Source organism: uncultured Roseovarius sp., assembly GCF_947259555.1.
Lineage (GTDB): Bacteria > Pseudomonadota > Alphaproteobacteria > Rhodobacterales > Rhodobacteraceae > Roseovarius.
Genome location: NZ_CAMYMD010000009.1, coordinates 1 through 13,035 on the forward strand (window position 1 = coordinate 1; position 13,035 = coordinate 13,035).

8 protein-coding genes are annotated in these 13,035 nt (G+C 62.6%); 1 reads left to right on the plus strand and 7 read right to left on the minus strand.

Annotated features, from left to right (window positions below; all coding sequences use genetic code 11):
- The coding region (locus Q0X85_RS01340) for a VWD domain-containing protein (RefSeq protein ID WP_297767968.1) at positions 1–1,717 on the minus strand (1,717 nt) is incomplete at its 3' end.
- 155 nt (positions 1,718–1,872) lie between these two features.
- Positions 1,873–5,634, minus strand: coding sequence for a VWD domain-containing protein (locus tag Q0X85_RS01345; RefSeq protein ID WP_297767970.1), 3,762 nt, complete (start codon positions 5,632–5,634; stop codon positions 1,873–1,875).
- A gap of 501 nt (positions 5,635–6,135) precedes the next feature.
- Between Q0X85_RS01345 and Q0X85_RS01350 the strand changes: the two genes are divergently transcribed.
- Entirely contained in the window at positions 6,136–7,080 is a 945-nt protein-coding gene (locus Q0X85_RS01350; protein WP_297767972.1) for an ABC transporter substrate-binding protein, read from the plus strand.
- A gap of 93 nt (positions 7,081–7,173) precedes the next feature.
- Here Q0X85_RS01350 and Q0X85_RS01355 read toward each other — a convergent pair whose 3' ends face one another.
- Genes Q0X85_RS01355 through argH form a run of 5 tightly spaced genes read right to left on the minus strand, consistent with a single transcriptional unit; the run spans position 7,174 to position 13,017 of the window.
- Entirely contained in the window at positions 7,174–9,786 is a 2,613-nt protein-coding gene (locus tag Q0X85_RS01355) for a TIGR02302 family protein (protein ID WP_297767977.1), read from the minus strand.
- Positions 9,787–9,823: 37 nt separating this feature from the next.
- Positions 9,824–11,089: a diaminopimelate decarboxylase gene (gene lysA, locus Q0X85_RS01360; RefSeq protein WP_297767980.1), complete on the minus strand. Its 1,266-nt coding sequence runs from the start codon at positions 11,087–11,089 to the stop codon at positions 9,824–9,826.
- A 49-nt stretch (positions 11,090–11,138) separates the two neighbouring features.
- A complete protein-coding gene (locus Q0X85_RS01365; protein WP_297767982.1) occupies positions 11,139–11,447 on the minus strand; it encodes a DUF2834 domain-containing protein in 309 nt (102 codons plus the stop codon).
- The gene (locus Q0X85_RS01370; RefSeq protein WP_297767984.1) at positions 11,444–11,629 is read right to left on the minus strand and encodes an argininosuccinate lyase; all 186 of its coding nucleotides are present in this window, start codon (positions 11,627–11,629) and stop codon (positions 11,444–11,446) included. The genes Q0X85_RS01365 and Q0X85_RS01370 overlap by 4 nt, the downstream gene beginning before the upstream one ends.
- The gene (gene argH / locus Q0X85_RS01375) at positions 11,626–13,017 is read right to left on the minus strand and encodes an argininosuccinate lyase (RefSeq protein WP_297767987.1); all 1,392 of its coding nucleotides are present in this window, start codon (positions 13,015–13,017) and stop codon (positions 11,626–11,628) included. The genes Q0X85_RS01370 and argH overlap by 4 nt, the downstream gene beginning before the upstream one ends.
- Positions 13,018–13,035: the final 18 nt, after the last annotated feature.

Sequence of the window (13,035 nt, forward strand, 5' to 3'; positions counted from 1 at the left end):
CATCGTTGCCATCGCCGCCATTAACCACGTCGCTGCCAAAGCTCGCGCCCATGGTGTCAGCGCCGGTGCCGCCATCGAGCGTGTCATCGCCGGGCCCGCCATTGACCACGTCATTGCCCGCGCCGCCATCCATGAGGTCGTTGTCAAGGCCGCCGCCCATGAAGTCGTCACCCTCGCCGCCGTTCATGGTGTCATCGCCGGGACCGCCGCCCATGCTGTCATTGCCGGCATCACCGTTGACCTGATCGTTGCCCTCAGCACCGCCCATGTTGTCATCGCCGTCGCCGCCGCTCAGCACATCATTGCCCGCAAGGCCAAAGATCCCGTCATCCCCACCAAGGCCGTCGAGAACGTCATCCCCTGAATTACCGGTCAGCAAATCGGCCTGCTCAGTGCCCAGATCGGTGACGGGAACATCAAGCGCCGAGGCAATAAACCCGGAATCGTTGGTCAGGGCAAAGTCGAGAACCGCATTTTCGAAGGACTCGCTGTCTTCCTGCAGCCCAGCGTCCAGAGCCGCCTGCCGCGCGGATGCGAGCACATCGGGGTCCAATGTGTCGAGAGAGACGATCTCACCGGGGAAATCCGCCTGATAGAAGCCGTCCGGGCTTTCACCTGAGTCATAACTGAAAAGGCTATCCCCAAAATTGGTGACACGCCAATCGTCGCGGAACCCGCCATAGAGCTCCTCGAACACCAGCGGCTGCGCGAGGACCGTACCATCGGCGCGTGCAATGTCATTGTCGGGGTTGCCGTCGCCGTCGCCAAGCAATCCTTCCAGTGCGCCACGCAATTCTGAATTCAGGCGCACATCGATGTCTAGGCGGCCATCACGCACCCGGACGACCACCTGACTGTCGCCGTCTCCCACCTCGCCATCAGCGCCGGGATAGACGATGGTGTAGCTGTCACCTTGCCGAAAGATGCGCCCGTTGCCCACGTCGAGCGCGTCGCCATCGTCAAGGGCAACCGCATTGCCATCGACATGAAGCGGTTGGGCGTCTGCCGAGTCGATCATCACGGGCGAGCCGTCGACGCTGGTGGCGATCGCCTGGTTCACGCTGACGTTCTCGCCGACAGGCACCATCCGTGATTGCAATTCAAAGCCCTGATCGTCGGTCGAACGAAGCAGGACAAATTCACCGGCGGCCTGAAAGTCGTAATTGGCCCCGTCGAGCGTCCTCAGATGCGGATCACCCGAGACCCAGGCTGGCGGGATATCGAAAGAAAACGCCGGCAGGCCGCCGATGAAATCTTCAATGATATCGGGAAACTGGATATCCGGCCCGTCCATCTGGAAAGCGTCGAACAGGAGCGTCTCCTCAGGAACGCCATCCAGCAGGCTTCGGATGGTGTCAAATCCTTGAGTGACAAAGCTGGTGTCACCATCGGCGATGGATTGTAGCACCGAAATCGACTGATCAATGGCTTCATCGACGGTCACACCATCAGGCAAAGTATCGGCGGTGATGCTCGCTTCGAGTTGTGTCCGCACATCGGGAATCACGCTCTGGAGAAAGCTGAAATCCGTGGCCAGCAGGTTCTGCTCAGCCGTATCAAGGATACCCAGGTACTCACCCACCGTGATACCTTCAGGATCGACCAAAAAAGCCGAGGTTATTTCCTGCTCCCCCAGAAACCCGGCAGTAGAGGCCAAAAGCCCGTTTATTGCAGTGAAATCTTCGATGCTCGTGATGTCAAACGCGTCAGGAAACATGATCGCTCCATTTTGATATTCTGAGTTTGATCGCTGTTGAAAAAATTCCCGGTCGGCACCCGTTAATAGACGGGATCACAGGCCGGACAGCGTGGCACATACTCAACACGGGGCACCAATCGGTGCCCCGTGTTTTCTTGAAGTGGCGGATTGCGTCACCCGATGAACGAGAAGTCATCCAGCGTCAGATCCGCCGCGGCGACGCCCTCGACCAGCACGAGGTGCCCGTCGATATCCATCTGCGCGCCGCCCTCGACATCGGTGATGTTCAGTGCGTCGAGGAAGCCCGACAGACCGTTGCCGCCGTTGTCGATATTTGCCTCGCCGGTTTCGAGGTTGGTGGTCCGGATCAGGAAGCTGTCGGTGCCGTCCTCAAAGTCGGTGATGACATCGTTATCGCCGTCCTTGAAGAAGTTGAAGACGAACACATCCGCGCCATCGCCGCCGGTCATATCGTCATCGCCGTCACCGCCGTTGATAGAGTCGTCGCCCGCGCCGCCGTCGATGGTGTCGTCACGGCCGCCACCGGCGAGGAAGTCGTTGCCGTCACCGCCGAGGATGTCGTCGTTGCCTTCGCCGCCGCCAACGCTGTCATCACCAGCGCCTGCGTCGATCGTATCCTGACCCGTTCCGCCGCCGATGTCGTCATTGCCGTCACCGCCATTGACCTCGTCCGCACCGATGTTGGCGCCCATGGTGTCATTGCCTGCGCCGCCATCGAGCGTATCGTTGCCGGACGAGGAATTGACCACATCGTTGCCGTCACCGCCATCCATGAGGTCGTCGTCAAGCCCGCCGCCCATGAAGTCGTCGCCCTCGCCGCCGTTCATGGTGTCATTGCCGGGACCGCCGCCAAGGTTGTCATTGCCGGCATCGCCATTGACAAGGTCATTGCCTTCGGCCCCGCCCATGTTGTCATCGCCGTCGCCGCCGCTCAACGCGTCATCGCCCTCGAGGCCAAAGACGCCGTCGTCACCGCCAAGGCCCTGGATGGTATCATCCCCGTTCGAGCCGACGAGATTATTGGCCTCATCATCTGCGACCGGAGCATCGTCATCGGTGATGGTCGTGCTGGCACTTGAGCCGACAATGGCGACCGTATCGCGCGCTGCACCCTCGACGTCGATCGTGACACTGATGGTTTCGTCCTGCTCAAACTCTTCGTCGCCTGTAATGACGACAGAGACGTTCTGAGAGGTTTCGCCATCAGCAAAGGACACCGTCACCGGATCGAGCGAGGACGACACGTCATCGGCGTCGGCAGTGCCGCCAAATGCGACTTCGACATCAAGCTCACCAGACGCATCGCCGATCCGGTAGATTTCGAAGAGTGCTGTCCGCTCTCCGCTATCGCCTTCATTGATGGCCTGCGACGCGGCGGTCACACCGATGGTCGCCCCAAGCGCGGGCGTGTTCTGCGGTGCCGTTTCCTCTGTCGGGGTTGCCGCGAGCTGCGTCGCACTGGTCGCAAAGCTCGAGTTGGAGGTCAGCGCCACGTCGAGGATCGCAGCTTCGCGCAGGATCGGATCGGTCAGCCCCGAGGCGTCCACGATCGCCGTTGCATTGGCCAGAACCTGCGGCGGAAGGTCGTCAAGCGTGAGGATCACCCGCGGGAAGCTGTCATCCTGGAAATCAGCCGTCGTTTCACCCTCGGCGCGATCAAACAGCGCAGTGTCATCCGTGATCCGCCAGCTGTCCGCGTACTCGCCATAGAGCACGTCGAAATCCACCGGTTGGGTCAGCACATTCCCCTCACGTGTCGCGAGATCATTGCTGGTGTCGCCGTCGGCGTTGCCCAGAAGACCATGCACCGAACCACCCTCGCGGTCCTCGTTGAGGAAGGCGCAGACGTTCATATAGCCATCGAACAGACCCACCTTGATTTGCTCGCCTGATGGCATCACGACCGTATATTCGTCAGTCTCACCGTCAAAGAAGATCTGACCGTCACCCACATCGACCGGGCCGTCGAGTGTATTGATCTCGGTCGGCTCGCCATCAATTGTCAGCACCGGATCGCCGGCCACATCAATCTGAACGCGGCTGCCATCGACATCCATCGCCATGACTGTGATGACCGAGACCGCATCGTTGATCGGCTCGGTGCGCACCTGCACGTTGATCGGGTCGCCAGATGTCGACTCAAGCAAGGTGAACTCACCCACCGCCTGGAAATCATAGCCAAGGCCATCGAGCGTGGTCAGGTGAGGATCACCAAAGATGTCGGCCTCGACCGGGGGTGGCGGCGGCGCACGCACGATGTCGTCATCGATGATCGTGCCCGTCGCGAACTCGGCCCCGGAAAACAGCGCCTCGACCGAAACACTCGGATCAGAAGCAATCGCGTCGATGATTTCAACGGCGAACGTCTCGTCAAGCTCAGGCACGTCGTCACCGGCGACCGAGAATGTCACTGTTGCACTCGGCGCGCCCGCATTGATGGTGGTCATGTCCACCGTGGGCAGGTTGACCGCCATGTCCGCGTTGTCGGCTGTCGAGAAGAGATCGAAGAAGGCCTCGACGTCAACATCAACATCGACATCCATATTGCCGAACCGGTTCACATCGAACGAGATATCGACAGAGCCCGAGTCGCCTTCGAGCACGCTGGCATCACTGATCGTCAGATAAACCGGCGCAGGGTCCGGGTCCTTCACGTCGATGGTCACGGTCGCCGTATCGGTCAGGATGCCGTCACTGATCGAATAGGTGAAACTGTCGGTCGCGTCCTGCCCCTCGGGCAAGGCGTCAAACGCCCCGTTCGGATCGTAGAAGAACGAGCCATTTGCGCCAAGGGTGATCTCTGCGCCGGAGGGCAAAAGCAGAGTGTCGCCCACATTGACCGGGCTGGTGCCCTCGAACCCGACAACCGATATAACGTCGAGCGGGTCGGGATCACTGTCATTGATAAGCACACTGGGTGTCAGGATCAGGCTGTCCCGGTCGGTGGTGAAACCGGGTGCCATGTTGCCACCATCATCCACCGCAATTGGGGCATTGTTCCCCTCGGATACGATCGACGCCTGTGTCGTCAGGTTGAAACCGGCAAAGAAGATGTTGTCATCATTCGACGGGTTGAGCGTCTCGACGAGAATGAGGCGGTCACCGGTTACGAGGAAGCCGTCGCGTGCAAGGTCGTAAAGCTCGTCATCCGAACGCTGGATCTCTTCCTGCGTATCGCCGGCTGGCAGCGCGTTGGGATCTTCGGGGTTGGCCGGATCGTCGCCAAGGCCGCCGATGGTGATCAAGCCCCCATTCCCGGAGCTGCCATCGTCAAAGCCCCCTGCCGATGAGGTCAGACGCTCGCCATTGATGTCGACATTCGACTGCTGGTCAAACGACGAGTTCCCGGATTGGAAGCCAAAGCCGATGCCGAGCGACATCAGAACCTGAAGATTGTCATCGACGATCAGCGGGTCGTTGAGATTGAGGCTGAAATTATCACCATCCTGATTGGTGAAGCCGTCAAACAACGCAATGGTGCGCTCGGTCTCCTGCGGATTGGAGTAGATGACTTCAAGCGAATAGCCGTCAATGCTGCTGCCCATATTTGAGACGCTGAATGTGAATGGATCAACATCTCCGTCGCCGATGACGCCACTGACAAATTCCGTTACGTCCGCGCGATGAGCCTGTAGCGAAAACCCGCTTGTTACTCCGAGCGAGATGAATTCGTTCGGCGTCGTGATACCGTCGCCATCGTCGTTCTCCACCGTGATCGCCTGCTCACCGCTTGAGAGTGTCACCGTTGGATCGGCTGACCCGGAAAAGTCCGACGCGTGCAGGAATGCCGCTACGACCTCTGACCCCTCAGGTACGACCGCAGAGATGTCGCCTCCGTTGTCGCGGCTACCGGATGTTGCATCCAACGACCAGTTGCCCCTGCCGGAAAACGTAAAAAACGAACTCAAAGCCATGTTACTTCCCCCTAAGTTTGCCGCCCACACAAAATTGAACGACTCGCACTTGAAATGATAATTAAGTGTGTAACAAATGGAGTTTTCGCGCAAGATTCTAATTTATCTCATCTTTTATTCCCAACCTGAACACTGCGCAGCAACGACAAGCGCCCTCTCAAAGGGCACATCCACCAATGTTGCAGAACCCCAACAGAAACGTGATTGCTCTTGAACACGCCCGGCACCAAGAGGCGTTTTCTGCGTAAGCTCCAAGCCTGTCTGATGGCATCGCCAAATTACGGACGCTTTTGGTACCGCGGAGCCGTCGATCAGGCATAGCCTGAACTGCGCTCACCTACGAATAAAGATGCGGTGCCGGCGGTATATGCTATCCTCAGCGATGAATCGGGAGGCCACCCCACATCACTCATGTCAGCTATTTCAACACGGCCTATCCCGATCAGCCCGCTTTACGCTTTCAGAGGGCCGATTGCCCTCTCTTTGACCAAGGAGTTTGATATGAAATCAACCTGTTGCGCGCTCGCTCTTTGCGCGTTAGCCCTGCCGGCCACGGCCGCTGACCTGGGCAAGACCGAAGAGCCTATAAAGCTCGCACTTACGGAACAGACCGGCTCTCGGATCACGGCGCATGTCGCGGCCGAAATGCTCAAGGCTGCCGGATACACTGTCGAGTTTGTGGCGGCTGACGAACTTTCGGTATTTCGCCAGATGGACCGAGGTAATATCGACGCCAATCTGGAAGTCTGGCCCGCCAATGCCGCGCCCTCGTTCAATGATCTGGTCAACGAGCGCAAGATCATCGAGTTGGGCGAGCTTGGGGTCGCGCCTGTCGAGGGGCTGGCCTATCCAGCGCACATGGAGACTACCTGTCCGGGACTGCCGGCACTGGACGCTCTGCGCGATTGTGCGGCATCCTTTGCCACGGACGGCGGCATGCCGCTTCTGACCGATTATCCGGTCGAGTGGGAAGGGCCCGGCGCAGATCTGGTGAGCGCCCTCGCGCTGCCGTTCGACGCGGCACCGGCCACATCGGAACAGGCACTGGTTGACACACTGGTTGAGGCCAGCATCGAAGGCACACCGGCACTGGCCATGTTCTGGCAGCCGCATTGGGTCGTCGCGGCGCATGACCTGCGCTTTGTCGATCTGCCCACAGCCGAGGCCGCGTGCTACGAAGATGCCGGCTGGGGTCCGAATCCTGAGGCAATCGGAGATTGCGGATTTCCTGCTCTCACTTCTGTCAAATCGGTGGTGCATGGTTTCAAGACGCGTTGGCCAGCCGCCTATTTTCTGCTGGAGGATTTCCAGATCAGCAATGAAACGCAGGCCGCCTTGATGGTCGCGGTGGAGCGCGACGGACGCCCGGTCGCCGATGTCGCGGCAGAGTGGGCTGCGGAAAACGAAGACAGGTGGCGGCCGCTCATCGAGCGCGTGATCAACTGACGGCAATCGCGCCTCCGATGAAAAAGGAAACGCCCCGGAAAGTTTTCCGGGGCGGGACATAGCGCAGACCGTTCTCGTAAAGCCGATTCCCGATCAGAACCTGTCCAGCAATCTTTCCAGATAATCCAGTTCCACATCGGGCCGCTCGCCCTCACCCGAGCGCCGCCGGATCTCATCCAGCAAATCGCGGGCCCGGCGATAGACGTCCTCGCCCTGCAAGAGGTTCTCCTGCGTGCCCGCACGGCGGCCCTGACCGGCTTCGCGACCCAATGGGTCGGCCTGCGCCTGTCCTGGCGCGCCCTCCTGATCGCCTTGCCCGCCCGGATTCTGCTGATTGGCCATTGCTTCACCCATGTTGCGCATCCCCTCGCGCAGCGCCTCCATGGCATCGGCCTGATCATCAATGGCCCCGGCCAGATCGTCGTTGCGCAAGGCCTCTTCGGCCCCTTGCATCGAGCGTTCGGCCCGTTCCAGCGCCTCGCGCGCGGCCTCTCCGGCCTCGCCGCCCAGCCCCGGCAGGCCCTGCCGCTGCCGCTCCAGCTCGCGGCGCAGAGCCTCTTGCCGGTCGGCCAGGTCGCCTTCGGCACCTTGCCCGCCCTGACCGTCTTCGGCGCGCTCCTGACCTTCGCCGCCCTGACCCTGCTGCTGACCACCCTGGCCCGGCTGGCCGTCATGGCTCTGACCGCGGCCCTCGCCGCCGCTCTGGCCCTCATTGCCCTGCGACTGGCCGGATTGCGCGCCGGGATTGAACTGTTCCTGAAGGTCGCGGAACGCCTGATCCGACAGGCCCTGTTGCTCGCGCAGCGTCTCGGAGAGGCCCTCCATCGCCTGTTGTCCCGGTGACTGGCCCTGCTGGCCCTGGCCTTGGGTGACCTGCATGTTCTCCATCATCTGCTGGAACTCTTCCAGCGCCTGCTGCGCCTCGGCAAAGCGGCCCTGTTCCATCAGCTCCTGGATGCGGTCCATCATGTCCTGCAGATCCTGGCTGTTCATCTGCATCATGTTCTCGGCGCTCTGCTGGTCGCCGCTATTCTCGGGGTCGTCGCGCTGCGCCTGCTGCATCTTCTGGCGCAGGTAATCCTGCGTGGCGTCGCGCAAGTCCTGCATCAGGCGGGCGATTTCTTCCTCGCTGGCCCCGTTTTTCATCGCCTCGCTGAGCCGTTCCTGCGCGGCGCGCATCCGCTCCAGTGCATCGCCCACATCGCCATCTTCCAAGAGCACGCCCAGATCCCACAGCGCCTGCGCGATCTCGTCGCGCTCATTGCCGTTAAGCCCGCCGCCGCTGTCGGTCATTGCCTCAAGCTGCCGCAGGATCACCCGCAGCCGCAGATAGGCCTGTTCCGAGCGGAAAAGCCCCTCGCGCGGCTTGTAGGACACCGCCCGCAGCACCTGCGACACGCGCGTCGCATTTTCGCGCGACCACAGCAGATCGCGCCGTTGTTCGATAACTGCCGCCGCCATCGGGTTGAAAAACCGCCGCGCGGGCAGGTCCATCTCGACAGGCTCCGACAGCCCCTCCTGCCCCGCCGCATCCTCGACCCGCAGCCGCAGCGTCACCGGCAGATGCGCCCAGGGGTGCTCGGAAAGGTTCTCGATCAGCGTCTCGGTAAATTCGCTCCGGTCGCCCGCCAGCGGCATCGGCAGATCGAGCCGGATGGGCTGGCGCGGCTCGGGCTCCGTGGAAAGGCCGTAGCGCCGGTCGATGCGGTCCATGTCCAGTTCAAAGACAGCGCCCCCGGCCACCACGCCATAATCGTCGCGTGCCTCGAAGGGCTGGCTCATCTGGCCGTCAAAAGCGGTCTTTGCCTCGCCCTCCAGCACCCGAACGTCCGGCGCGGCATCGGTGATCGCCTCGATCTGCCAGCTGCGGCCACCGGGGCCATCGATGCGCATTTCGCCATCCTGCGCGATGGTGAATTCCTGTTCCGCCCCGGTCGCGGGCGGAACGTCACCGGCGCGGCCCGACACGGTCTCGCTCAGGCTGAGCGCGCCCGCCTCACCGTAAAATCGCAGGGTGATCTGGCTGCCCTCGGGCACGCGGATTTGCCCCGCCTGATCGGCCAGATAAAGGCTCGGCAAGCCGGTATAGGCGGGCGGTTCGATCCAGCCCTCCCATGTCGGGCCAGAGGCGAGCGCCGCGCCATTGCCCGCACCGGGCACCATCTCGGCCACCGAGCCCGCGCGCCAGACAGAGCCGAATAGCAGCGCCACCACCAACCCCAGCAGCGCCACATAGCGCAGGCCGAACGGGTCCTGCCGCGACAGACGCAGATCAGGCTCGACAGTCTTGGCTTCGGCCGCCCGCGCGGCCATCCGCTCTTGGTGCGCGCGCCAGAGCGCCTGTGATCCTGCATCCTGCGATCCCACCGCCTGCGTGTCGGCCAGTGCCGCCAAGGGCCGCCCCGGCAATGTCGCATCAAGCCGCGCCAGCGCCTCGCCCCGGGTCGGGAAGCGGAACCGCGACGCACCGCGCAACGCGAAGACGACCAGCGCCAGACCGCCCAGCATCAGCCCGGTCCACACCGCCTCGACGCTCAACATGTCCTGCACGCCCAGCATGACCAGCGCCGCCGCCCCCGCCGACAGGCTCCAGACCGGCCAGAACGCCTGCACCAGCCGCTCGGCGATCAGCCCGGCCCAGGTCAGCAGCAAGGGCCGCCGCAGCCGCGCCATCATGGTATTCAGGGGGTTTCGCGTCTGTGCCATCTGCCGCGCCTCTCCTCGGCCCGACGCGCGCATCGCGTCAGAGCCATTCAGGGATGGTATCGCGATTTATCATTTCGTCAAAGGTCGGGCGTGCTCGGATCACGGCAAAGTCACGCCCATGCACCAGAACCTCGGGGATCAGGGGGCGGGTATTGTACTCACTCGACATCACCGCGCCATAGGCGCCGGCACTGCGGAACGCCACCAGGTCGCCCTCGGCCAAGGGCGGCATCATGCGCCCCTTGGCAAAGGTATCCCCTGATTCGCAGACCGGGCCGACCACGTCATAGGCGGTTTGCTCGACGCCGGGGGCCGGTTCCACCACGGGAACGATATCGTGATGCGCGTCATACATGGCCGGTCGGATCAGATCGTTCATCGCCGCGTCGAGGATCAGGAAATCGCGGCCCTCGCCCTCTTTCACATAGATCACCTCGCTGACCAGAATTCCGGCATTCCCGGCCACCAGCCGCCCCGGTTCGATCTCGATCTCGCAGCCGAGATGACCCAATGTCTCGCGAATCAGCGCGCCATATTCCGTGGGCAGAGGCGGCGCCTCGTTCGAGCGGGTATAGGGAATGCCCAAACCGCCCCCCAGATCGAGACGGCGAATGTCATGCCCCTCGGCGCGCAACTGCTCGGTGAGGTCCGCCACCTTCCGATAGGCTTGGCGGAACGGTTCCAACTCGGTCAGTTGGCTGCCGATATGCACGTCGATGCCGATCACCTCCAGCCCCGGCAGGGCGGCGGCCTCGGCATAGACGGCGCGGGCGCGTGAAATCGGGATGCCGAACTTGTTCTCGCTCTTGCCGGTAGCGATCTTGGCATGGGTCTTGGCATCCACATCCGGATTGACCCGCACGGTGATCGGGACCACCACCCCGAGGCGCACCGCCACCTCGCTCAGCGCGCGCATCTCGGGCTCGCTCTCGACGTTGAACTGACGGATGCCGCCCTCAAGCGCCAGACGCATCTCGTCCCGGGTCTTGCCGACGCCGGAAAAGACGATGCGCTCGCCCGGCACGCCCGCCGCACGGGCGCGCATGTATTCGCCGCCCGAGACCACATCCATCCCCGCGCCAAGCCCTGCCAGCGTGCGCAGGATCGCCTGATTGCTCGCTGCCTTCATGGCGTAGCACACCAGATGATCCATGCCGTCCAGCGCTTCGTCGAACAGCCGGAAATGCCGCGTCAGCGTCGCGGTGGAATAGCAATAGAACGGCGTGCCCACCGCGCGGGCAATCTCCGAGAGCGGCACATCCTCGGCGTGCAACACGCCGTCACGATAGAGAAAATGATCCACGTGCTGTCCCGCCCCGTTTCATCGTTCCAAAAATACTCAAATCCGGCCCTCAGACCTCTCGCGACATGCGCAGGAAGAGGTAGAGCGGCAAGCCGCAGCTGACCCCGATGCAGAAGGTCGCGGGGATCGCGGTCAGCCCCACCCAGTGCCGGTGTCTTACCACCTCGACCAGCACCCAGACCGTCAGCGCCACCGCCGCGATGGTCAGATCCCAGACCAGGCCCGAACTTGCCGCGTTGGCATGCCAGGCCTCGACCATGCCGCCAACGTCAAAGCCGTTCTCGCTGAACCAGGCGAGAAAGTAATACATCGGGTGGATCGCCCCCCAGAGGGCGAGCGCGGCAAAGAGCCATCTCATAGGCCCACGCCCACGCCGATATTGACGCCGCCGACGCGGACCCCTGTGCCGACGCGCGCATGTACGCCGCCTGTCCCCGCGCTCACCGTGGTATTGACCGACGGGCGCACCGGAGGGCCGTCCACGCCACATCCTGCCAATACCGCAAGACCCAGAAGGCCCGCTGCCATTCGCTTCATCATCCCAGACGCTCCTTCCAACGGGCCACCTGCGCGCGCACCTGTTCGGGGGCGGTGCCGCCATAGCTCATCCGCGAGGCCACCGAATTATGCACGCCCAGCACATCATAGACCGACGCATTGATTTCGCCATGCACCTCTTGCATCTCGTCAAGGCTGAGGTCGGGCAGGTCGCAGCCCCTGGCCTCGGCGCGGGCCACCAGACTGCCGGTGACGTGATGCGCCTCGCGGAATGGCATATCGAGCACCCGCACCAGCCAGTCGGCCAGATCTGTCGCGGTTGAGAAGCCCGACCCGGCGGCGGCCTCCAGATTGGCCTTTTGGGCGGCCATGTCGAGCACCATGCCTTCCATCGCGGCGAGCGCCAGCATCAGGTTGTCGGCGGCATCGAAAACCTGCTCCTTGTCCTCCTGCATGTCCTTGGAATAAGCCAAGGGCAACCCCTTCATCACCATCATCAGCGCCACGTTGGCGCCGAAAATGCGCCCCACCTTGGCGCGAATGAGCTCCGCTGCATCCGGGTTTTTCTTTTGCGGCATGATGCTCGACCCGGTGGAAAACCGGTCCGACAGGGCGACAAAGCGAAACTGCGCCGAGGACCAGATCACCAACTCCTCGGCAAAGCGGCTGAGGTGCATGGCGCAGATGCTCGCCACGCCGAGAAACTCCAGCGCGAAATCCCGGTCGCTGACGGCATCGAGGGAATTGGCACAGGGCCGGTCAAAGCCCAACGCCTGCGCCGTCATCTCGCGGTCAATCGGAAAGCTGGTTCCGGCCAGCGCCGCCGCGCCCAGGGGGCATTCGTTCATCCGCGCGCGGGCATCGCGCACCCGGCTCAGGTCGCGCCCGAACATCTCGACATAGGCCATCATGTGATGGCCCCAGGTCACCGGCTGCGCGGTCTGCAGGTGGGTGAAGCCCGGCATCACCCAATCCGCCCCCGCCTCAGCCTGTGCGACCAGCGCGCGCATCAGCGCCACCAGCGCGCCATCGGCGGCATCCAGTTGATCGCGCACCCAGAGGCGGAAATCGGTCGCCACCTGATCGTTGCGGCTCCGGCCCGTGTGCAGCCGTCCGGCGGCGGGGCCCACGATCTCCTTCAGCCGCGCCTCGACATTCATGTGGATGTCTTCGAGGGCCGCGGAAAAGGTGAAATCCCCGCCGTCGATTTCTGACAAGACCGTGAGAAGCCCTTCCCTCATCGCCTCGGCATCCTTATCACTGACAATACCCGTGGCGGCCAGCATGGCGGCATGGGCACGCGACCCGGCGATATCCTGCGCCGCCATCCGCTTGTCGAATGAGATCGAGGCATTAATTGCCTCCATGATCGCATCCGGCCCGGCGACAAAGCGGCCGCCCCACATCTGGTTCGAGGTCGTGTCAGTCATGTCTTTTGCCCTTCGGAG

Bases quoted from the DNA above. Each gene is read 5' to 3' on its own strand.
- Q0X85_RS01345 (WP_297767970.1), bottom strand. From the start codon at position 5,634: ATGGCTTTGAGTTCGTTTTTTACGTTTTCCGGCAGGGGCAACTGGTCG.
- Q0X85_RS01350 (WP_297767972.1), top strand. From the start codon at position 6,136: ATGAAATCAACCTGTTGCGCGCTCGCTCTTTGCGCGTTAGCCCTGCCG.
- Q0X85_RS01355 (WP_297767977.1), bottom strand. From the start codon at position 9,786: ATGGCACAGACGCGAAACCCCCTGAATACCATGATGGCGCGGCTGCGG.
- Q0X85_RS01365 (WP_297767982.1), bottom strand. From the start codon at position 11,447: ATGAGATGGCTCTTTGCCGCGCTCGCCCTCTGGGGGGCGATCCACCCG.
- Q0X85_RS01370 (WP_297767984.1), bottom strand. From the start codon at position 11,629: ATGATGAAGCGAATGGCAGCGGGCCTTCTGGGTCTTGCGGTATTGGCA.
- argH (WP_297767987.1), bottom strand. From the start codon at position 13,017: ATGACTGACACGACCTCGAACCAGATGTGGGGCGGCCGCTTTGTCGCC.